This is a genomic window from Plantactinospora sp. CNZ321 (assembly GCF_004217235.1).
Map to the genome: position 1 here is coordinate 3,549,764 of NZ_SHKQ01000001.1, position 22,315 is coordinate 3,572,078.

At 72.1% G+C, this 22,315-nt stretch carries 11 protein-coding genes; 6 read left to right on the forward strand and 5 right to left on the reverse strand.

Annotated features, from left to right (window positions below; translation table 11 throughout):
• The first annotated feature begins 44 nt into the window (after positions 1 to 44).
• Together EV371_RS15660 and EV371_RS15665 are read left to right on the forward strand one after the other, a co-directional pair.
• Positions 45 to 737, forward strand: coding sequence for an ABC transporter ATP-binding protein (locus EV371_RS15660; RefSeq protein WP_130462684.1), 693 nt, complete (start codon positions 45 to 47; stop codon positions 735 to 737).
• Positions 734 to 3,115 carry an FtsX-like permease family protein gene (locus tag EV371_RS15665; protein ID WP_130462685.1) on the forward strand — a complete coding sequence of 794 codons (2,382 nt, stop codon included), beginning with the start codon at positions 734 to 736 and terminating at the stop codon, positions 3,113 to 3,115. Before EV371_RS15660 ends, EV371_RS15665 begins: the two co-directional genes overlap by 4 nt.
• Before the next feature lie 143 nt (positions 3,116 to 3,258).
• Here EV371_RS15665 and EV371_RS15670 read toward each other — a convergent pair whose 3' ends face one another.
• The gene (locus EV371_RS15670; protein WP_130462686.1) at positions 3,259 to 6,189 is read right to left on the reverse strand and encodes a BTAD domain-containing putative transcriptional regulator; all 2,931 of its coding nucleotides are present in this window, start codon (positions 6,187 to 6,189) and stop codon (positions 3,259 to 3,261) included.
• Between the two features lie 300 nt (positions 6,190 to 6,489).
• On the opposite strand from EV371_RS15670, the gene EV371_RS15675 reads away from it, so the two are divergent.
• The 3 genes from EV371_RS15675 (at position 6,490) to EV371_RS15685 (ending at position 17,084) form a co-directional block, all read left to right on the forward strand.
• Positions 6,490 to 10,578, forward strand: a complete 4,089-nt coding sequence (locus tag EV371_RS15675; protein ID WP_130462687.1) for a LamG-like jellyroll fold domain-containing protein — start codon at positions 6,490 to 6,492, stop codon at positions 10,576 to 10,578.
• A gap of 106 nt (positions 10,579 to 10,684) precedes the next feature.
• Positions 10,685 to 16,561, forward strand: a complete 5,877-nt coding sequence (locus tag EV371_RS15680) for an RHS repeat-associated core domain-containing protein (protein WP_165436708.1) — start codon at positions 10,685 to 10,687, stop codon at positions 16,559 to 16,561.
• Between the two features lie 82 nt (positions 16,562 to 16,643).
• Positions 16,644 to 17,084 (forward strand): phosphatase domain-containing protein, encoded by a 441-nt coding sequence (locus EV371_RS15685; protein WP_130462689.1) that lies wholly within the window; start codon positions 16,644 to 16,646, stop codon positions 17,082 to 17,084.
• A gap of 143 nt (positions 17,085 to 17,227) precedes the next feature.
• Here EV371_RS15685 and EV371_RS15690 read toward each other — a convergent pair whose 3' ends face one another.
• Together EV371_RS15690 and EV371_RS15695 are read right to left on the reverse strand one after the other, a co-directional pair.
• A complete protein-coding gene (locus tag EV371_RS15690; protein ID WP_130462690.1) occupies positions 17,228 to 18,085 on the reverse strand; it encodes a CPBP family glutamic-type intramembrane protease in 858 nt (285 codons plus the stop codon).
• Between the two features lie 195 nt (positions 18,086 to 18,280).
• Complete coding sequence (locus EV371_RS15695) at positions 18,281 to 18,973, reverse strand: hypothetical protein (RefSeq protein ID WP_130462691.1); 693 nt, start codon at positions 18,971 to 18,973, stop codon at positions 18,281 to 18,283.
• A 165-nt stretch (positions 18,974 to 19,138) separates the two neighbouring features.
• Between EV371_RS15695 and EV371_RS15700 the strand changes: the two genes are divergently transcribed.
• Entirely contained in the window at positions 19,139 to 20,503 is a 1,365-nt protein-coding gene (locus tag EV371_RS15700; RefSeq protein ID WP_486484631.1) for an MFS transporter, read from the forward strand.
• A 232-nt stretch (positions 20,504 to 20,735) separates the two neighbouring features.
• Here the strand turns inward: EV371_RS15700 and EV371_RS15705 are convergent, their stop codons facing one another.
• Complete coding sequence (locus tag EV371_RS15705; protein ID WP_130462692.1) at positions 20,736 to 21,173, reverse strand: hypothetical protein; 438 nt, start codon at positions 21,171 to 21,173, stop codon at positions 20,736 to 20,738.
• Between the two features lie 56 nt (positions 21,174 to 21,229).
• On the reverse strand, positions 21,230 to 22,213 hold the full coding sequence (locus EV371_RS15710; RefSeq protein WP_130462693.1) for a WYL domain-containing protein: 984 nt from the start codon (positions 22,211 to 22,213) through the stop codon (positions 21,230 to 21,232).
• Positions 22,214 to 22,315: the final 102 nt, after the last annotated feature.

The window sequence follows — 22,315 nt, forward strand, 5'->3', positions numbered from 1 at the left end:
GGAGATCGAGGCGCCAGAGGTGCCCGAGTGGAAGGAGAGCCGCCATGAGCGCGCCGCTGATCGAGTTGAACGACGTGAGTCGTAGGTACGACGAGGGGCCACCGGCGCTGGACGCTGTCTCGCTGGGGATCGCCGCCGGGGAGTCGGTCGCGATCCTGGGGCCGTCCGGCAGCGGCAAGTCCACGCTGCTGAACCTGGTCGCCGGCCTGGACCGGCCGAGCGCCGGGACGGTGACGGTGGCCGGGGTGCGCGTGGACAGGTTGGGCGAGGCCGCGTCGGCCCGCTACCGACGGGCGAAGATCGGAATGGTCTTCCAGTTCTTCAACCTCCTGGACGACCTGACCGTCGTCGACAACGTCATGCTGCCGGCGCAGCTGGCCGGGACGGCCCGTGGGGTCGCCCGGAGTCGCGCCATGGACCTGCTCGGCCTGCTCGGCGTCGACCGGCACGCCGCCGCCTACCCGGGCCGGCTCTCCGGCGGTGAGCGGCAGCGCGTCGCGGTGGCCCGGGCCATGGTCAACCGGCCGGCACTGCTGCTCGCCGACGAACCGACCGGCGCGCTGGACACCGCCTCCGGCGAGGAGGTCCGGCACCTGCTCAACACCCTGCACGCCGAGGGCCAGACCATCGTCCTGGTCACCCACGACCTGGCCCTGGCGCAGTCGTGCGCGACCCGTACCGTCCAGCTCGTCGACGGTCGGATCGCCGCCGACCGCACGGCGGAGCCGGTCCGATGAGTGCACTGGGCGGGGTGGTCCGGTCCGGGGTGGGCCGTCGCCGGGTGCAGACGCTGGTGGTCGCGCTGGTGGTGATGATCGCGGTGACCGCCGGGGTACTCGGCGGTTCGCTGATGGTGGCCTCCTCCGCCCCCTTCGACCGGGCCTTCGACCAGCAGCACGGCGCGCACCTGACCGCGCAGTTCGACGGGTCCAAGGTCACCGCGGCGCAACTGTCGGCGTCCGCGGGGGCCGGCGGGGTCGCGGCGGCGAACGGCCCGTTCCCGACCGCGACGATCACCCCGATCGTCGATCAGGGCCCGCCGGCCGAGCCGATCACGGTGGTCGGGCGGGCCGATCCGGGTGGACCGGTCGACGCCGTCACGGTGACCGAGGGACGGTGGGCGAGCGGCGCTGGGGAGATCGTGCTTCAGGTCGACCACCGGCGCCCGGCGAGTCTCCAACCACAGGTGGGCGACGCGCTGCCGCTGTCGGAGCCGGCCGGCGGACCGACCCTGACGGTGGTCGGGCTGGCCCGGTCGGTCAGCGGGACCGCCGGTGGCTGGGTGGTCCCGGAACAGGTCGCGGCGTTGACCGCCCCGGGCGCGGCGCCGGGGTACCAGATGCTCTACCGGCTCGCCGCGAGCGACACCGCCGCACAGATCGACTCCGCTCGGGACACGATCGAGGCGAGCGTGCCGGCGGGCGCGTTGGCCGGAGCGCGGTCCTGGCTCACCACCAGGGCAAACAGTGCTGGCAGCACGTTGCTGTTCGGGCCGTTCCTCATCGCCTTCGGGGTGCTGGGCGTACTCATGGCGGTCCTGATCATCGGCAACGTCATCGCCGGGGCGGTCGGCACCGGAACACACCGGATCGGCATCCTCAAGGCCCTCGGGTTCACCCCGCACCAGGTGGTTCGGGCGTACACGGTGCAGGCGCTGGTCCCAGCCGTGGTCGGCGCCCTGCTCGGCGTCCTGGCCGGCAACCTCCTGACCGTTCTGGTCCTGACCCAGACCAACGAGGTCTACGGCACGACGGACACCGGGGTCACCGGCTGGGTGAACCTCCTGGCGCTGGTCGGGGCGCTGGCCGTGGTCACCGCCACCGCCTGGGTGGCGGCGTCCCGGGCCGGGCGGCTGCGCACCGTCGACGTGCTCGCGGTCGGCCGCACCCCCGGCCCGAACCAGGGCCAGTGGGCCGCGCGGCTGGCCGCGCGGCTCCCGCTGCCCCGACCCGTGACCCTCGGTCTGGCCCAGCCGTTCGCCCGGGCGCTCCGGTCGGCCACCATCGTCGCGGCGATCGCGTTCGGCGCCGCCGCCGCGACCTTCGCCGTCGGCCTGGGCGCCTCACTGAACGAGGTGCAGGCCACGGAGAGCCATGGCGACGTCGTCATCCACCCGGGCTCACCGATGTCCGGGCCGCCACCCGAGGAGGCCCCGACGGGCCCGCGGCGGGTCGAGTGGGAGCCGCCGCCACCGCCGGACCCGGTGGTGGTGGTCCGGGCGATCACCGCACAGCCTGGGACCAGCGGATACAGCGGCGTCGCGTACACCGAGCTGACCACCCCCGGACTCACCACTCCGCTGGACATCCTCGCCTTGACCGGCGACGGCTCCGCGTACGGCTACCAGATGATCTCCGGCAGATGGTTCAGCCAACCCGGGGAGATCGTGGTTGCCCGACCGTTCCTGACCGCCACCGGCACCCGGGTCGGCGACAGCGTCGTCCTGGTCGACCACGGCACCCGGATCAACGCGCACATCGTCGGTGAGGTCTTCAACATCGAGTCCAGGGGGATGCAGGTCCTCACCGCCGCCGAGACACTCGCGGCCAGCCAACCTGACCTGCGGCCCCTGGAGTACCACATCACCCTTAGCCCGGGCACCGACCCGGCCGGCTATGTCACGGCGCTGAACGCCGCGCTGGCGTCGGTGGACGCCACCGCGGAGGTCGCCGAACAGGAGGCGGACGAGATCCTCCTGATCATCAACGCGCTGACCGGCCTGCTCACCCTGATGCTGGTCACCGTGGCCGCGCTGGGCGTACTCAACATGGTGGTCCTGGAGACCCGGGAACGCGTCCACGATCTCGGGGTGCACAAGGCCCTGGGGATGACCCCGCGGCAGACCATCACGATGGTCATCTCCTCGGTCGTCGTCACCGGCCTGATCGGTGGTGCCATCGGCGTGCCCGTCGGCGTCATCATGCAGCGGGTGACGGTCGCCGAGATGGGCCATGCCGCGGGGTTCAACCTGCCCGCCTCGGTGATCGACATCTACCACCCCGCCGAGTTGGCGCTCTTCGGTCTCGGCGGGCTGTTGATCGCCGTGCTCGGCGCGCTCCTTCCGGCCGGCTGGGCCGCCCGCACCCGCACCGCCACAGCACTGCGTACCGAATAGACACCGCGTACCGAAGAGGCCGGAATCTGCGCCCGGAAAGCCCGGCAGCGGCACCCGACGCCGTGGCGAAGGGTCCCGGCGCGGCTGCCGGGGTGCTGCCCGCGACCTGACCGCGGCGAGCGCCCCGGCGGCCGGCGGCAGCGCTAGCGGCGGAACCCGGGTGGCTCCGACCGGCCCAGGTCCGCGGATTCCAGCTTCTTACGCAGGTCGTCGGCGTCGGGGTGGCCGATCTCCTCCAACAGGAGGAAGGCCTGCTGCCAGGCGTCGCGGGCCGCGTCGATGTCACCCGTCGCGTGGTGGACGTCGGCCAGGCAGGTGAGGCTGGCCGCCTGGGGATGCCGGTCGTCGATGGAGCGGAAGAGCGCGACAGCGCGCTGGTAGCAGGCGATCGCCTCCCGGTGCTGACCGAGCCGGTGGTGTGCGAAGCCGAGGGAATCCCACGCGTGGGCCTGCCCGTTGCGGTGATCGTGCTCTTCCAGCGGCCCGAGTGCCTCCCGGGATGAGACGAGGCTCTGCTGGTAGTCCCCGAGGAGAGCCTGGAAGTAGGCCAGATTGCCGAGGTGCAGGGCATGCCCGATCGGATCGCCGAGGCCGCGGTACAGGTCCATGGCCCGCCGGGTGTGCCTCAGACCGTCGAGGTGACGGCCCTCCCGTTCGTAGCTGAGGCTGAGCGCCCCGTGGATGCCGGCCTGACCGCGCTGGTCACCGACGGCGCCCGCCAGCCGGAGGGCGTCCTGGAGATGGGCGTGGGAGTCCGGGTAACGGCCCAGGTGCCGGTAGGTGACACCGAGAATGGTGTGCGGGTTGACCTGTAGCGCCGGGTCGCCGAGACGCTCGGCCGCGGCGAGCGCCGTCTGCTGGATCTGCAGCTGGGCATGCCAGTGGCAGCGGCGCTCCAGGAGGTCTCGCAGCGCCCAGGCGAGCTGCCAGCTGTGCGTGTCGTACCCGGCGTTGGCGGCCTCGGCGATCGCGGCGAGCAGTACCGGTCGCTCGTCGGTGAACCACCGCAACGCGTCGTCGTAGCTGGCCAGCGGCACGGGTGTGACGCCCGACTGTGCCGGGGCGATGTCGATCGGCTTCAGGTACGAGTTGAGCAGCTGCGCCGCCGCGACGGCGGTGTGTACGTAGTGGTCGAAGGTCCGGTGTCGGGCGGCACGTCGCTCCGGCTCGGTGTCGACGTCCTGGGCAAGTTCGGTGGCGTACGCCCGGAGCAGGTCGTGGCAGGTGTACCGGCCGGGCTGGCCTTCGGTGAGCAGGTGTGCGGCGTCCAGTTCGGTCAGCAGGCGGCGGACCTGCGACAGCGGCACGCCGGCGAGGCTGGCGGCTGCGCCGCGGCTGATGTCGGGCCCGGGGTGCAGCCCGAACATCCGGAACAGCCGGGCCGCCGAGGGGCTCAACGCCTGGTACGACCAGGAGAACACCGCCCGCACGTCCGTGGCGGAGTCCGGACCGGCCAGCGCGTCCAACCGGCTGCGCGCGTCGGCGAGTTCGTCCGCGAACACCGCCAACCGGAATCCGGGCCGGGCGGCGGCGCGGGCCGCCACGATCGCGAGCGCGAGCGGCAGCCCGGCACACGCCCTGACGATCTCGTCGACGGCGTCCGGCTCGGCCGCTACCCGCTCGGCCCCGAGCCGGCCGACCAGCAGGCCCCGGGCCTCGGCGGCGTCGAGCACGTCCAGCCGGATCGGCCGTGCGCCCTCGGTGGCGACCAGGCCGGCGAGCTGGTTGCGGCTGGTCACCAGCACCATGGTGGGGGGCGAACCGGGCAGCAGTGGCCGCACCTGGTCGGCGTCGCGGGCGTTGTCGAGCACTACCAGCATCCGGCGACCCGCCAGCCGGCTACGGTACAGCCCGGTCTGCGCCTCGACGCTGGTCGGAATGCGCTGCGGCGGTACCTGGAGGAGTTCCAGCAGCGCCCGCAGCGCCTCCGGCGGGCTCATCGCCTGGCCGGCCGGGTTGAAGCCGCGCAGATTCAGATACAGCTGTCCGTCGGGAAACCGGTCGCGTATCCGGTGTGCCCAGTGCACCGCCAGGGTGGTCTTGCCGATCCCCGCGCTGCCGCCGATCGCGGTTATCACCACAGTGGATGCTGGGGCGCCGGCCGGGCCGAGCAGTGCGTCGAGCTGGAGGAGCGGTGCCGCCCGCCCGGCGAAGCCGGCGATGTCGGCCGGCAACTGCGCCGGCACGGCGACAACCGGTGCGGCCGGAGTCTCCGGCTGCTCCGGGGCGCCGGTCTGCGGGTCCACGACCGCCGGGCACTCCCGCTGGTCGGTCGGCTCCGGCCGCTGCGGAACCGCGTCCGCGACCGGTGCCGGCGGCGCATCCGCGGCCGGCGGTACGTCAAGCTGTGGGTCCTGCCGGAGTATCCGCTGGTGCAGGTCGCGCAGCGCCGGTCCCGGATCGCTGCCGAACTCGTCAGCCAACCGCTCGCGCAGCAGGCGGTAGCCGGCCAGCGCGTCGGTCTGCCTGCCGCACCGGTAGAACGCGAGCATCAACTGTCCGGCCAGCCGCTCGTCCAGCGGGTGCCGGCCCGCCGCGACCGACAACTCCGGCAGCAGCCGGGCATGGTCGCCCCGGCGCAGCGACAGATCGTTGCGGTCCAGCATGGCCGCGAGCCGCTCCGCCTCCAGCGCCACCGCCACCCCGCGCAGCCAGTCGTTGTCCAGGTCCGCGAACGGGACGTCCCGCCAGAGCGCGAGCGCGTCGCGCCACAGGGCCTCGGCGCGCTCGTCGTCCGCCTCCTGCCTCGCCCGCGCCGCCAGGGCTCGGAACTGGTGCAGGTCCACCGCCGACTCGTCGATCGCCAGCCGGTAGCTGCGGGCCTGCCGAGTCAGCGTCGGCCCGCCCGCCTCGGTGAGCACGCTGCGGAGCCGCGAGAGATATGTGTGCAGGATCTGCCGGGCCCGTTCCGGGGCCGCCGAACCCCACACCCGGTCCACCAGGTGGTCGACCGAGACCGTCGAGGTCCGCTCCGCCAGCAGCACCGCCAGCACCGTGCGCTGGCGCGCCGGTCCGAGCGGTACCGGTCCGCGCTCGTTGTGCGCCGCCATCGGCCCCAACACCCGAAACCGCATCACCGTCCACCCACTCCCCCCGGATCGGCAGCCAGGATAGGACATCTCCGCAGGCGTACGACGGACTGTGTTGATCAGGCGGCGCCACTGTTGAGCCGCGATTGAAGCGCGCTTCAAGCCGGCTTCAACTGGCCGCGCCTAGCGTGTGGAGGTCCGGCGGCCTCGGTTGTCGGGCTCATGCCTGCGTGTCCGTCGGTTTGTGAGGTAACCCCCTTGTCTACCTCGTCGTTGACCCGAACCCCCATACGTGCCCGTACCCGTGTCCGATCCTGGCTCGCCGTCGCGGTAGCGGTGGGGCTGATGCCGGCCGGGATCGTGGTCGCCCCGCCGCAGGTCCAGGCGCAGGCGCGAGCCCAGGCGCAGGTCCAGGCGGAGCCGCCCGATGAGGAGCTTCCGCCCGTGGAGTGTCCGGAGTTCGACGGTGCCCCGGCCGCCGAGGACGAGTTCACCGCGTACCGGTACGCGCTGGCCTGCGGCGTCAACGTGGAGGTGCTGGGGCTGCGCGACGTCGACCGGCAGGTGTTCGCCACCCCGGCGGGCGTGCTGGACGCACAGATCGCCGTGGAGCCGTACCGGGTGCGCGATGACGCCGGAGAATGGGTGGACATCGATCCGACGTTCGCCGTACGTCCGGACGGGTCGGCCGCCTCGACCGCGACGGTGATCGACATTGTCGTGGGGGCCGGGGGTGGTGACACCTTCGTGACCGCCGTCGACCCCGATGGCGGGTCCCTCTCGCTGAAGTGGCCGGGTGGTGTGCTGCCGACTCCGGTGTTGAACGGCCCGGTGGCGACCTATCCGGAGCTGCTGCCCGGCGTCGACCTGGCGGTTCAGGCGGAGTCCGTCGGGTTCTCCTGGGTGCTGGTGGTCAAGACCGCCGAGGCGGCGGCCTCGCCGGCGCTGGCGGAGATCGTGATCGGGGTCGACACCGTCGGCCTGAACGTGGTCGAGGACGCCGAGACCGGCCGGATCGACGTGGTCGACGACACCGGTGCGGTGATCTTCGAGGCCGGTCAGGGGATCATGTGGGACTCCTCGGTCGCCGGTGGTGACGGGAGTGCCGCCGCGACCGCACCGCGCACCGCGGTGGCCGGTGAGCCGCCGGCCGATCCGGGACGGATCGGCGACGTCGAGGTCGAGGTGACCGCCCCGGGCATCGAGCTGATCCCGGACCCGGAGATGCTGGCCGACGAGACCGTGACGTACCCGATCTACATCGACCCACCGTTCACCTCCACCCGCAAGGCGTGGGCCAACGTGTACGCCGGGGCCCGCGGCCGCGGCTGGACCGGCGACTCCAGTTGGCCGCGGGCCGGTGGGATGCGGGTGGGTTACAACACCTGGAGCAACTGCGGCAACGGGTGCGGGCTGTGGCGCTCGGTGATCAAGTTGGACATCGGGAAGCTGAACGGCAGGTACATCGCCTCGGCCAGCGTGAAGGCCCTGCAGACCCACACCGGCGGCTGCGGGTCGTACGGGCTCCAGTTGTGGCGGACCGAGGCGATCTCCAACGGTGTGTCGTGGAACGGCGTGACATGGCTGTACGGCAGCCAGTTGCAGACCGAGAGCGTGCCGTCGTCGAACACCACCGGCGGCTGCGGGTCGGACAACTCGCACGAGTGGGTGTCCTTCGACGGCGCGAACGTCAAGCGCCGGGTGCAGTCGGCGGCCGACCAGCGCTACGACACGATCTCGTTCGGGCTGCGATCGTCGAGTGAGGACGACCGGAACGCCTGGCGGCGGATCCGGACCAGCTCGGTGGCGTTGCACGTCACGTACTACATCTACCCGCCGCAGCCGGACATGCGGAAGCTGAACGGCGAGCCGTGCCGGACCAGCCTGTCCCGGGCGCAGTGGGTGACATCCCGGCACCCGACCATGTCGGTGCGGGCCCGCTCGTACGAGTCGGAGTCGGTCTACGTGCGGCTGCGGATCCGCGAGCGGGGCGCGGACAGCAACTACTTCTGGTATCGCACGCCCGACCCGGTCGGCTCGCATGCCACGGTCAACCGCCGGGTGACCACGTCGCTGCCGGACGGGGAGTACACCTGGCAGGCCCGGGCCGACGCCCGGCAGACCTCGGCGGTCAACTCCGGCTACACCGATCCCTGCTACTTCAAGGTGGACGCCACCAAGCCGAGCGTGCCGACCGTGACCGCGCCGGAGGGCCCGTACACCGAGGGCCAGAACGTGCGGCTCGGCGTCTCGGCGAGCGATCCGATCGTCAACGGCGTGCACTCGGGACTGAAGCGGTACGAGTACTCGTGGAACACGCCGACCTTCGACCGTTCGGTGCCGCCGACCGAGTCGACCACCATCACCCGGGCCGACGCGGAGCCCGGCCGGCACGTGCTCTACGTCCGCTCCGTGGACAACGCGGGGAACACGTCGAACGAGCGGACGTACACCTTCTTCGTCGGCCGCGACATCCCGGCCACCGCGATGGGGGCCTGGCGGCTCGGTGGTGACCTGGTCGACGACTCCGGCAACGGTGCCGCCCTGACCATGTCGACCGGGACCGGCCCGGCGTTCGGGCCCGATCGCGGCGATCCGGACAATGTGCTGCTGAACCTGGACGGGAGTACCTGCCTGACCACCACCCCCACGGTCCGGACCGACGCCGCGTTCTCGGTGTCGCTGAACGTCCGACTGGACGCCGCCAGCGGCTACGCGAAGCTGCTCACCCAGGGCAACGAGAACCACTCGGCCTACCAGATCCAGCACAACGCCACCACCAACATGTGGTCCTTCTCGCTGCTGACGTCGCCCGGCACGGACGCCGAGTGGCGCAGCGTGAGCGCGGTGAGCCCGGTCGCCCGGGGCCAGTGGTTGCGGATCGCCGGCACCTACGATCCGGACGCCGGGGTGCAGCGGCTCTTCTTCGACGGTGCCCTGGTCGCCGAGCAGTCGGTCGACTTCGAGCCGTGGAACGGCATGGACACCTTCGGGCTGGGCTGCCTGCGGGGCGCCTCCGGCTCGCACGGCCACTTCTTCACCGGCGCCGTCGACAACGTCGCGGTGTGGCAGGGGCTGCTGTCGAGCTACGCCCTGCGATTGAACGACCCGCTGCCGCTCGGTGAGATCGCCCGGTGGGAGATGCGGCACGACGGTACCGACTCGAGCGGGTTCGGCCGCGACCTGCTGCTGCCGGACTCCGCCGCACACGACTTCGACCCGTTCCACCGTCCGGACGGGGCGCTGGTGCTCGACGGCCAGTCCTGTGCGGCCACCCAGGCTCCGGTGGCCCCGTCCGACACGGCGTTCGGGATCAGCGCATGGGTCAAACCGGTCCGGGTCACCGGTGGCTACCAGGTGCTCTTCTCGCAACTCGACACTGACGGCGACGGGTTCGTCGTGGTGGTCGACAAGGACGGTCTCCTCCAGGCCGGTCCGCCCGCCGCGTTCGGGTTGCCGGGGGCGGGGGGCACCGCCAGCGGCTCCGCCGGGCAGGCACCGGCCCGTCTCGTGCCGCCCGGCCAGGACGTGAAGGTCCGGGAGGGCTGGCAACGGATCTCGGTCCAGTACGGCGGCGGCGCCAGCTGGCAGGTGGTCATCGACGGGACGTCCAGCGGCACCCGGTCGGAGGGGGATCCGGGTGCTGCCGGTGCGCCGTTGCTCGTGGGCTGCGCCGATTACGGTCAGGGGCACCAACACCACTTCCAGGGCATGCTGCACGACGTGCGGGTCTGGCGCGGCGACCGGACCTTCAACCTCGACGACCCGTGGCCGGCCCCGCCCTCGGAGTTGCAGGGCCGCTGGCGGCTGATGGGCCACGGCTCCGACACCTCCGGCCACGGCCGCGATGTCAGCTTTGAGGGGGACACCCGGTTCAACGACGGCTGGTCGTGCGACCCGGACAGCGCGCTCGAGCTGACCGGTGCCGGGCAGGCCGCCACCGCGGGTCCGGTCGTGGCCACCGACGATTCGTTCACGGTCTCGGCGTGGGTGCGGATCGACCGGCTGGACGCCGATCTGACGATCGTGTCGGCGGCCGGCCAGCAGGCGACGGCCTTCCGGCTGAGATACAGCCAGAGCCTGCAGAAGTTCGGCTTCGTCATGATGAGCGGGGACGTGGCGAGCCCGTCCTGGCTGACCGCCTACGGTGGCCCGACGCCCGAGCCGGACACCTGGTACCACCTGGCCGGCGTCTACGACCTGCACTCCGACGCGATGCGGCTGTACGTCAGCGGCGAGCAGGTCGCCAGCCGGTCCGGACCCGAGAGCCCGTGGAACGCAACGGGACCCCTGCTGCTCGGCGCGGCCGGCACCGCGGACGGCGGGCGCGGACAACGGCTGCACGGCGCGGTCGACGACGTGGTCGTCTGGCAGGGCAGGGTTCCCGATCACATCATCGGCCAGATCTCGGCCGCACCGGTGCCGAAGTGCTGACGGTCCCGAAGTGCTGACGAGAACTCCAAAGGCACCGGTGACGGCTTCCCCGCTGCCGGTGACGACTCCTCAGGTGCTGACGACGACGATGAGGCGGAGCATGGACATGTACCGCAGATCACTTGCCGGATCAGTTGCCGCCACGCTGGTCGCGGTGCTGCTGGCGCCGGCGCCGGCGGCCGCCTGGGCGGAGACCTTCCCGCGTGGTCCGCAGCCGTTCGACTCCACCCCGGTGCAGCCGGTGGCCGGGGCCGGCTCGGCGTTCCGGGACGCGGCACCGAACTGGAGCGGCGGCCCGACCGATCCGGCGGGCGCGTCCGGCAGCGGCGACTGGACGGCCACCGACCTGTCGCATGCCGGTTCGTGGACGCACGGCGGAGCCTCCGGGGCGTTCAGCTACGCGTACGGTCTGCGGGTGCCGCCGGCGGTCGGGCCGACGCCGGGGCTGAGCCTGGCGTACTCCTCGGCGTCGCACGACGGGCGGACGTCCGGAACGAACAACCAGGCGTCCTGGATCGGCGACGGCTGGAGCTATTCGCCGGGCTTCGTCGAACGGACCTACGTGGCCTGCGCGGCGGAGTCCGAGGAGGACGGCAACCAGGGTGACGACCTGACCGGCGACCTGTGCTGGAAGGACGACTCACCGGCGGTCACCCTGGCGCTGAACGGTGTCAACACCTCCCTGGTGCGCGACGACGACACCGGGACCTGGCGGATGGCCTCCGACTCCAACTGGCGGATCCAGCATCTGGGCGCTCCGGCGACTCGGGACGGCGCCTCCACCGAGCGCTGGGTGGTGACCACCACCGACGGCACCCGGCACTACTTCGCGTCGGAGTCGTCGAGCCGGCTGACCGTGCCGGTCTTCGGCAACCATTCGGGGGAGCGGTGCCACCGGTCCGGTGATTTCGCGGGCTCGCGCTGCGACCAGGCGTACCGGTGGCTGCTGGACAGGAGCGTCGACGTGCACGGCAACCTGATCCGCTACACCTACGGCACCGCGAGCGGCCGCTACGGGCCGGCGATGTCGGAGGATTCGACCGCCGGCTACGACCGGGAGTCGTGGCTGCGGCGGATCGAGTACGGCCTGCGGGACGGTTCGAGCGCCGGACCGACCGCAAAGATCGAGTTCACCGTCTCGGACCGATGCCTGGCGGACTGCCGCGACGGCGACGGCGACCCGGACGAGGACAACTGGCCGGACACCCCCTGGGACCTGCACTGCGAATCGAGCACGGACTGCGACACCCACTCGCCGACGTTCTTCTCCAGCAAGCGGCTGACCGAGGTGGCCAGCTACGTGGCCGACGGGTCCGGGTTCCGCAAGGTGGACTCGTGGGCGTTGACGCACGAGTTCAAGGACTACGGCGACACCGAGCAGGTCGTGCTCTGGCTGGCCGCCGTGCGGCACACCGGGCACGTGGGCGGCACCGAGCGGATGCCGGCGGTGGAGTTCGGCGGCACCTTCTACGAGAACCGCGTCGACCTCGGCGAGGCGTGGCCGTCGATCTGGCGGCCGAGGCTCACCTCGATCAAGAACGAGACCGGCGGCGTGACCACCATCAACTACTCGGAGCCGGGCTGCGGTCCGGGGAACGTGCCGGCCGACCACCACCAGAACGCCCGGCGGTGCTATCCGGTGAAGTACACCCCGGAAGGGCTGGCCGACCCGGTCGACGCGTACTTCCACAAGTACGTCGTGCGGTCGATCGCCGAGTCGGACGCGACCGGCGGCGGTGACACGGTCTGGACGTTCTACGACTACGCCACCGACGGCGGCGGCACGGCCGCGCTCTGGGCGTGGAACGACGCGGAGTTCGTCGACGACGACGATCGGGACTGGAACCAGTGGCGCGGGTACGCGCAGGTGACCACCCGCACCGGCGACCCCGCCGACCCGGGGGCGCAGACCCGGTCCCGTACCCGCTACTTCCGCGGCCTCGACGGGGACAAGCAGAAGAGCGGCACCCGTTCGGTGAGCGTGACGGACTCGCAGGGCCAGACCGCCGCCGACCACCGGGCGCTGGCCGGGATGGTCTGGGAGACCGCCTCGTACGACGGCACCACCATCATCGAGTCCTCGACCACCCGATACTGGCACTCCAGAACCGCCGTGCGCAGCTACGACGGCGGCAAGCTGGAGGCCTTCCTGGCCGGGGCCTCCCGCATCGACACCCGGACCAGGCTGTCCCCGAACTCCTGGCGGCACACCCGGACCGAGAACAACTACGACGCCCTCGGCCGGGTGGTGGCCGTCGACGACAGCGGCGACCTGTCGGTCAGCGGCGACGAGCGCTGCCTGCGGACCACCTACACCGACAACACCACCAGCTGGCTGCTCGGGACGGTGGCGTCGGTTGAGGCAGTCTCGGTGGGTTGCTCGGCGACGCCCAGCCGGCCGGCGGACCTGCTCGGTGCCGCCCGCGCCTACTACGACGGGCACACCTCGCACACCGCCGCGCCCACCCGTGGGCTGATCACCCGGGCCGAGGCGGTGGAGGACTGGAAGAGCGGCGCTCCGGTGTACGCCACGATCGGCGAGTCGACCTACGACGCGCTCGGGCGGCCGCTGGTCGAAACCGACGCCCTGGGCAACACCACCACGACCGCGTACACCCCGGCCGGCGCCGGACCGGTCACCCGGAGCACGGTCACCAACGCCGCCGGTCACGTCACCACCAGCCACCTGGAGCCGGCGTGGGGCTCCATCGTCCGCACCGTCGCGCCGAACTCCAGGTCCACGACGGTCCGGTACGACCCGTTGGGCCGGGCGAGGGCGGTGTGGACCCCGGGCCGGGACCCGGCCTCCGACCCGGCAAGCAAGCTGTTCAGCTACGACGTCTCGCAGACCGCACCGACCGCGGTGACCACGAAGACCATGATCCAGGACGAGTCGTACCTGACCGAGATCACCCTGTACGACTCGCTGCTGCGTGACCGTCAGGTCCAGGCCCAGACCTACGGTGGGCGGCTCATCTCGCAGACCGTCTACGACTCCTACGGACGGGTGCGGTACGAGTCCGACCCGGTCTTCAACAACCAGTCCGGGCCCACCGGCGACCTGGTCTGGATCACCCGACCGAACGACGTGGCGCGGACCGAGTACCGGTACGACAACGCGGGGCGGGTCACCGACGAGATCTTCGTGGTCAAGGACGAGGAGCGGTGGCGCACCAGCTACCGCTACGGCGGGCACGACGAGCACTGGATGACCACCACCATCGTGCCCGAGGGCAGCACCTCGACCGCGTCCCTGACCGACGCCCAGGGCCGTACCGTGGAACTGCGGCAGTACCGGGACCGGGCGGCCACCGGCGCCTTCGACGCCACCACCTACCGCTACAACGCCGCCGGGGCGCTGGAGCGGGTCACCGACCCCGCCGGCAACAGCTGGCAGACCGAGTACGACCTGCGCGGCCGTCCCACGGTGCTGCGCGACCCGGACACCGGCACCAACACCAAGACCTACAACACCGCCGGGCAGGTCACCTCGACCGTCGACGGCAACGGCACCCTGCTCTCCTACGTCTACGACAGGCTGGGCCGGCCGACCCAGGTGTGGGAGGGCGCGGTCGACGCGGGGCAGTTGCTGATCGAGCGTGCCTACGACGGGGCGGCCGGCGGTATCGGCCACCCGCACACCGCCACGCACTGGGTCGACGGTCAGGCGTGGCGCACGGAGATCCGCAAGTACTCCGTCGACGGTCAGCCGCAGCAGGTGTACAGCCACCTGCCGGCGGCGGCCGGGGCACTGGCCGGGACGTACTGGGAGTCGTACACCTATTATCCGGATGGCTCGTTGCTGAGCTCGCAGGCGGTCGCCGCCGGTGGGCTGGCCACCGAGACCATGATCTCCCACTACGACTCGATGGGGCAGCCGGTCCGGGTCACCTCCAACGGTGACGACTTCGGCGAGGGCCACGTCTATGTCGACGAGGCGGTCTATTCGCCCTACGGTCAACTGCTGCAACGCCGGCTCGGCGACCCCGACGACGTGGGCGGCACCTCCGGGCAGGCGTGGCAGACCTGGATCTACGAGGAGGGGACGGGCCGGGTCGCCCGGTTCTACTTCGACAAGGACACCGTCGGCGACCACACCGGCACCAACTACGGGATCGCCGCGCTGTCGTACCGGTACGACGACGCCGGCAACATCCTGTCGATCACGGACGAGCCGGTGCACACCGCCGACGACCTGGACCCGGAGACGCAGTGCTTCCGGTACGACCACCTGCGCCGGTTGACCGAGGCGTGGGCGCAGGCCGGGACCGGAGGCTGTGCGGCAACGCCGAGTGGTGGTGTGGTCGGCGGGCCGGGGGCGTACTGGTCCTCCTACGCCTACGACCTCACCGGCAACCGCGTCGCCGAGACCAGGTGGAGCCCGACCGGGCGGGCCGAGCACCGGTACTCGTATCCGGCGGCGGGCCAGGACGACCCGCACGCGGTGACGTCGGTCGCCAGCGACGCCGACGCCGCGGCGGACACGGCGTTCCGCTACGACGCCGCCGGACACACCACCGCGATCGACCGGGGTGGCGAGGTCGACACGCTGACCTGGACCCCGACCGGACGCGTGCGGACCGTCGAGAACGGTGACGGCACCACCAGGTTCGTCGACGACGCCGACGGCAGCCGGATCCTGCGGATCGACCCGGACGGCGACATGACGGCCTGGGTCGCGGGCTACGAGCTCACCTACTCCGCCACGACCGACACCGTGACGGCCACCCGGTACTACCGGCACGGCGACAGCGTCGTCGGGATGCGGGTCGGTGCCGGCGACATCCAGTGGCTGGCCAGCGATCACCACGGCACCAACCAGTGGATCGTCAACGGCGACACGCTGACGGCGACGGTGCGCCGCTTCGACCCGTTCGGCAACCCCCGCTCGACCAGTTCGTCGAGCTGGCCCGACCAGCGCGGCTTCATCGGCGGGATCGACAACGCCGGCGTGGGGCTGACCACGATCGGCGCCCGGGAGTACGACCCGGTCATCGGCCGGTTCATCTCGGTCGACCCGGTCGCCGACTACACCAATCCACAGCAGCTCAACGGTTACGCCTACGCGTCGAACAACCCGGTGGGCAAGGCCGACCCGTCCGGGCTGTACGAGACCGAGTGCTCGCCGGGCGGCCCGGGCTGCGACGGTAGCGGCCGGAGCACCGACGGGCGTGGTGGCGGTCGCGGTGGTGGCGGCGGTGGCGGCGGTGGCGGTGGCGGTGGCGGCGGTGGCGGTGGCGGCTGTGGGGTGAGCGGGAGCTGCCAGGGGGACGATTCGGCGTTCAGCCAGAACTACAACGACGCGATGCTGCTGATGGACTGCGTGCACGTGCCCGACGGCGGGCACTGCGAGACGATGCAGTCGCAGTACACGACCCTGACCGACCAGGGCATCATCATGGTCGACCTGTACATCGCCGCAGAGTGGTTCGGGCCGGCGTTCCTGGAGGGCCACGGCAACGGCCGGGGTCACGACGTGGAGCCGTACGCCGAAAGCAAGATCAAGGTCCTCTGGGACACGTCCAGCGGTCAGATCACCACGGTCGTCTGGCCGACCTGCGTGGGTGACGACTGCACCGACGCCGTCGACCTGTGCTACGACTGCGGCAACGCCAACGAGGTGGCGATCTACGGCTGGGACGAATACCCCTCGACCGGACCTCCGCGGCCCTGGAACCAGAAGGAGCCGTCGCCCGACTGGACCGGAATCACCTTCGAGGTCGATGCCGTGAACTCGGTGCTGCCCTGGGGCCCGTCGATCGACCGGACGATCAGTGTCGGATTCGACGGCGCGGCCCCCCGGGTCCGGGACATGGGCGACAACTTCCCGTCGCTCACGGTCGTGCAGTACGTCCGCAACGGGGACACCAACACCCTTGCGACGATGGACGAGTACCACTCGCTCCTGGGAATCGTGTGGCTGTCGAACAGTCACCATTCCTACTGGTGGGAAGATGGGGAGTTCACCATCATCGACGAGTAGCGACCAGCGCCCACCAGGTTCCGCCCCCCGCGTCGGCCGCGAGCGGGCGGTGGGCGGGACCGGGCCGACCTAGACTGCCGGGATGACCGAACTCTGGACACCCTCGGACGCTGGTGTGCTGCGGCTGCCGTCGGGTCGGCTGGTGCGAGGTCGCGGCCTGCGCCGGGCACTCCCGTCAGGGCCGATGCCGACGTTCGGGGTCTACCTGCTGGGTCGCCCACCGGCCCAGACCCCGTGGCCGGGCCGCTGGGTGCGCTGGCCGGACTTCTGGCTGCCCCGCGACCACGCCGATTTCCGAGCCGCCCTCCGGCTGGCCTGGGAGCGGGCGGCCGACGAACGGGTCGAGTTCGCCTGCGGTGGTGGCAAGGGCCGGACCGGCACGGCGCTGGCCTGCCTCGCCGTGCTCGACGGCGTCCCGGCCGGGCAGGCGGTCGCCTTCGTCCGCGAGCACTACGCCAGGGGTGCGGTGGAGACGCCGTGGCAGCGCCGCTACGTCGCCCGGTTCACCCCGGTACCGGCATGACCGGACCGGCTCGCCCGCCGGGCGGTCGTCCCCTGCCGGCCCGGGGACGGCCGCGCCGACCGCAGCGAACCACGTTCCGGGGCGACCGACCGCGCGTGTCCCACCCGCCGCGTCCGGTCCGTCGGCACCCTCCGGTTCGTCGTTCAGCCGACCAGCAGCGGCAGCAGGGTGAGCGAGTTGACCGCGGTGTGCAGGGCGAGGATGGCCCAGACGTTGCGGTGGCGAGCCCACAGGTAGCCGGCGAGGACGCCGAATCCTCCATTCCAGGCGAGCATCACCGCGACCATCTCCCACAGCGGACCGTCCCCGATCCGGTGCACGTGCATGGCGGCGAAGAGCAGCGAGGTGACGACGATCGCCGGCCAGCGCCCGTACAGCGCCTCCAGGCGGGTCTGCAGCAGCACCCGGTAGAAGATCTCCTCGGCGAGGCTCGCGGTGACGAAGGTCAACAGGGTGGCGGCGAGCAGGTAGATCCGGTCGTACTGGCGGTAGCCCGACATGTCCTGGCTGCCCGCGAGCGGGCTGTAGTAGAGCAGGTACGCCCAGCCGAGCAGGGCGGGTAGCGGGCCGAGCCAGTACCACCGGGTCGGGATCGCCCGCCGGTGCGCCCGGCCGCCCCGCCAGTCAATCGGCCACCGGCGCAGCACCAGCGCGGCGCCGCCGAAGAAGAGGGCCAGTTTGACCGGCCCGTACCAGATGCCGGGGTCGACCACCAGGATCCCAGCCGGCAGTAGCAGGGCGATCACCACCAGCCCGGCGGCCTGCCGGCCGAGTGCCGGCCGGTCGGCGGTCCCGACGACCGGCATGGCGGGCAGCCGGAGCGGGACGAGCCGGACCAGCAAGAGCCCGACCAGGGCGGCGGCGACGATCCCGACCAGTGGCTTGGGCGGGGCCTCGGAATCGGCCGAGGTACGCACCTCCGCCCCGCCGAACACCGCCAACGCCACCGGAGCGGCGATCAACAGGGCCACGCCGACGCCGGTCCAGATCCGTCTCCGCATAGCTGCCAGCGTGTCGTCCGACACCCGGTTTCTCGTCGCCCGCCGCGACGATCCGCCGGTACATCCTTCGGTCGACGGTGCCGGTCCGGTGGGGCACCCGAGGTCGTCCGGCGCCGAGCCGGCACCATTCTGATCGCGGTGGCCGCCGCGCTTCCTCGGCGGCGGTTCGTCCGGGCCGAGGCGTTGCCGGGCGGGCTACGCTGGTTCGCCGGGCGCCAGCCCTGCCTCCCGATCGTCGAGACGTCGCGCGGCCCGCTCACCGGCACCGCGATCGGCGACCTCACCCGCACCGCGATCGGCGACCTCACGCGCACCGCGATCGGCGACCTCACGCGCACCGCGATCGGCGACCTCACCCGCACCGCGATCGGCGACCTCACCGGCACCGCGATCGGCGACAGCGGCCTGGTCGCCGTGCTCTGCTGCGTCGGCACCGCCCTGGCCGGTCACCTCCGGGTCCGGGCCGCGTACCACCGAGCCTCCGTACGCCGACACCCCGCACGAGGCCAGTACGCCGGTCTCGAACAGCTCTCCGTCCTCCGGCCGTCGCCGCCGGAGGACGGAGACCCACGAGCAGGTCACCAGGCCCGTGCCGGACGGACTGGAGAGTGCCACCCGGAGCAGCCGGAGCGTGAGTGGGCCCGCCGGGTGGTGCACCATCAGCAGCGGTTCGGCCGCCAGCGCGACGGTGAGTCCCGCGTACCGGCGCTGGACCTGAAGCGACTCCACGCCCGCGAAGACCACCTCGACGTGCTCGGACGGATCGCGGCCCGAGCGGCTGGTCAGCACCAGCCGGGAGTGGGCGGCGTCGTACGACCGGAGCCGGAACGTGCCGGTGCCGCTCCACGGCAGGCTCGGGTTCAGCCCTGCCGCGGTCGAACCGTTCATCCGGACATCCACCTCGTTCGGTCCCGAAAGTGTCGGAGGCGTCGACGACAATAGCGCGGATTCCGGCCCCGGTGACCGAGGCCGGTAGGGGCCCGAGCGGCACCGAGGTCCGGGGGGCCGGGCCGTGGCATCATCGAGCGGTCGTGACACGAGGGGGACGGGGCAGTGGACGGCGCCACGGGGGAGAGCGGACCGGGCTGGCTGCGGGGGCCGCTGCGCCCATTCCGCAGCGGTCAGTACCAGTTGCTGGCCGGTGCGCTGACCATGTCGCTGTTCGCCGCCGGTGTCTGGATGATCGCCGTCGTCTGGCAGGTCATCGCGCTGGGCGGCGGGCCCGGACAGCTGTCGTTCGTCTCCGCCGCGATGGCGGCCGGCATGGTGTCCACCGCGCTGTTCGGCGGGGTCCTGGCCGACCGGGTCCCGCAGCGCCGGATCCTGCTCGTGGTGGCCGGGGTGCGGACCGTCGCCATCGGCCTGGTCGCGGCGCTGTCCCTGACCGACCGGCTGCACGTGTGGCAGCTCGGCGCGGTGGCGTTGCTGATCGGTGTCGGGAACGGCTTCCACTTCCCGGCGTACTCGGCGCTGCTGCCGTCGATCCTGCCGGCCGAGGACCTGATGGCCGCCAACGGGGTCGAGGGGATGCTGCGGCCGACGATCATGCAGGCCGCCGGTCCGGCGCTGGCCAGCGTGCTGATCGCCGCTCGGTCGCCGGGGGCGGCTCTGCTCGCGGTGGTCATGCTGGAGGTCGCCGGTGTGCTGTGCCTGCTGGCCCTGCGACCGGTGCCGTTGCGGCACGACCGGGCGCCGTCTGCGGCCCATCCGGTTCGATCCACCCTGATCGACCTGCGCGACGGCTTCCGCTACATGGGCCGCACGCCGTGGCTGCTCGCCACCCTGCTCTACGCGTCGGTCCTCATCTTGCTGATCATGGGACCGATCGAGGTGCTGATCCCGTTCGTCATCAAGGATCGTGCCGGTGGCGGCCCCGGTGATCACGCTCTGGTGATGGCGGCCTTCGGCATCGGTGGCGCCATCGGGTCGCTGGGGATGGCCTCGTTCCGGATGCCCCGGCGCTACCTGACCGTCATGAACCTCTTCTGGGGCGTGGGCTGCCTGCCGCTGGTCGCGGTCGGTCTCGCCGGCCAGGTCTGGCTGATCGCGGTGGCGGTGTTCGTCGTCGGGATCTGCTTCTCCGCCCCCATGGTCATCTGGGGCACGCTGCTCCAGCGACGGGTGCCCGCGCACATGCTGGGTCGGGTCTCCAGTCTCGACTTCTTCGTCTCACTGGTCTTCATGCCGCTGTCGATGGCGATCGCCGGACCGGTCAGCGCCGGTGTCGGACTTGGTGCGACCTTCGCGCTTGCCGGACTCTTGCCACCCGCGCTGGCCGTACTGGCGATCGCGTTGGCCCGGATGCCCCAGGACGAGCTGGCGCATCCGCTCGACCTGCCGGTGGAGCCGGCCGGCGCGGCGGGGGAGCCGGCCGGGCCGCCCGGCCCCGTCACTCCGGAACGGGTCGGCAGCGCCTGATCCGTCCCGCGCCGCCTCTCGCCCGGACCGGGCCACGGTCGCGGCGGCTCGCCTGGCAAAGTCGCGGAAGTCCCGGGCTGGCGACCGAGCGCCCGCCGCACCCCGTCGGCCAGCTGGGCGTTGCGCCCGTCCAGCACCTCCCCGAAGAGATACGTCAGCAGCGCCGGCTGGCGGCTGGCGCTCGCCGCCGACCTGCTCGTGGAACCGGCCGCCATGCCTGCGCGGTCGGCCGTCAGCAGTCGTCGAGCTGGGCGAACGGGTCGTGGCCGAGCAGTTCGAGGCAGGCGTCCCGGACGTCGATCCGGATCGACTCGCCGCGCGCGGCGTGCGCCCGGAGGTACTCGAACAGCGGCATCAACCGGCGGATCTCGGCGGCGGAGACGACGGCCACCAGCGGGGCGAGGTCGGCTCCCCGGTCGACCTCGATGCCGACGACGCTGGTAGCGGGGATCGTCGAGAACCGGAACGGGCCGAGCCGGTCCACGGTCACCGTGGGCGTACCGGTGCCGCGGTCGGCGCCCGCCGCCCGCAGCGCAAGGATCCGTTCGAGCTGGTACTGCGCCAGCTCCCGGAGCGTCGTCGACTTCTCCGGGTCGTCCCGGATCGCCCGTAGCCGGCGCTCGACGTCATCGAGGTCGGCCGAACCGTCGTCTTCTGGCGAGCCACGCATCACCGAAGGTTATCGATCCGCCCGGTGCCGATGTCGCACATGGCGTGCGAAGGCGTTCACCCCGCGCCATCCGCCGGGCCGGGCGCGGTGCCGCGCCGGAACCGCTCGCTCCACTCCCGGAGCTGGTCGACCAGCTCCGCGGGGGAGAGCACCTCGAACTCCGCACCGAGGCTGCCAAGCGCCATGATCGGCCAGTCCAGCGTGTCGGCGGTCATCACCATCCGGCAGCGCCGCTCGTCGACGTACTCGAGGCTGGCCCAGCGGCCCAACCGCGACTCGGCGGTGGCCAGCGGCGCGTGCAACAGCACCTCGACCCGGTACGGCGCGGGCAGGTTCTCGATCCCGGTCCGGACGAACGTGGCGGGATCCTCGGCGGGCAGTTGCCGGGGGTGGAACCGGGCCCCGGTGCCGACCGGATCGTGCAGCCGGTCGAGCCGGAAGCTGCGCCAGTCGTGCCGGGTCAGGTCGTAGCCGACCAGGTACCACCGGCGGCCGAGCGAAACCAGCCGGTACGGCTCGACGAGCCGCTCGGTCCGCTGCCCGTCCCGGGCGGTGTAGCGGAACCGCAGCCGTTCGGCGTCCCGGCACGCCTGGGCGACGGTGGTGAGGATCGTCGCCTGCACGGTCGGCCCGGCACCGTCGCCCCAGAACGCCGGCACGGTCATCGCGTGCAGCGCGTCGACCCGGCGCCGCAGCCGGGGCGGCATCACCTGAACGACCTTGGTGAACGCGCGGATCGACGACTCCTGGATGCCGGCGACCGCACCGTGCGCGGCCGCCTGCAATCCGACGGCGAGCGCGACCGCCTCCTCGTCGTCGACCACCAGCGGCGGCAGCGCCGCTCCGGGGGCGAGCTGGTAGCCGCCGTCGACGCCGCGGTGCGCCTCGACCGGGTAGCCCAGTTCGCGCAGCCGGTCGACGTCCCGGCGGAGGGTGCGGACCGAGACGCCGAGCCGGTCGGCCAGTTCGGTGCCGGGCCAGTAGCGATGGGTCTGCAACAGCGAGAGCAGGCGGAGGGTCCGGGAGCTGGTGTTCGCCATGCCGGCAAGTCTGCCTGACATTCAGGCCAGAAACTGACCGCTGCACCCCTACGGAACCGTGGTCCGGGCGTGCGGCGGCGGATCGGCCGACCCGGCTGTCGG

Bases quoted from the DNA above. Each gene is read 5' to 3' on its own strand.
- EV371_RS15695 (WP_130462691.1), bottom strand. From the start codon at position 18,973: ATGAACGGTTCGACCGCGGCAGGGCTGAACCCGAGCCTGCCGTGGAGC.
- EV371_RS15660 (WP_130462684.1), top strand. From the start codon at position 45: ATGAGCGCGCCGCTGATCGAGTTGAACGACGTGAGTCGTAGGTACGAC.
- EV371_RS15705 (WP_130462692.1), bottom strand. From the start codon at position 21,173: ATGCGTGGCTCGCCAGAAGACGACGGTTCGGCCGACCTCGATGACGTC.
- EV371_RS15675 (WP_130462687.1), top strand. From the start codon at position 6,490: ATGCCGGCCGGGATCGTGGTCGCCCCGCCGCAGGTCCAGGCGCAGGCG.
- EV371_RS15690 (WP_130462690.1), bottom strand. From the start codon at position 18,085: ATGCGGAGACGGATCTGGACCGGCGTCGGCGTGGCCCTGTTGATCGCC.
- EV371_RS15685 (WP_130462689.1), top strand. From the start codon at position 16,644: ATGACCGAACTCTGGACACCCTCGGACGCTGGTGTGCTGCGGCTGCCG.
- EV371_RS15670 (WP_130462686.1), bottom strand. From the start codon at position 6,189: ATGCGGTTTCGGGTGTTGGGGCCGATGGCGGCGCACAACGAGCGCGGA.
- EV371_RS15680 (WP_165436708.1), top strand. From the start codon at position 10,685: ATGTACCGCAGATCACTTGCCGGATCAGTTGCCGCCACGCTGGTCGCG.
- EV371_RS15710 (WP_130462693.1), bottom strand. From the start codon at position 22,213: ATGGCGAACACCAGCTCCCGGACCCTCCGCCTGCTCTCGCTGTTGCAG.
- EV371_RS15665 (WP_130462685.1), top strand. From the start codon at position 734: ATGAGTGCACTGGGCGGGGTGGTCCGGTCCGGGGTGGGCCGTCGCCGG.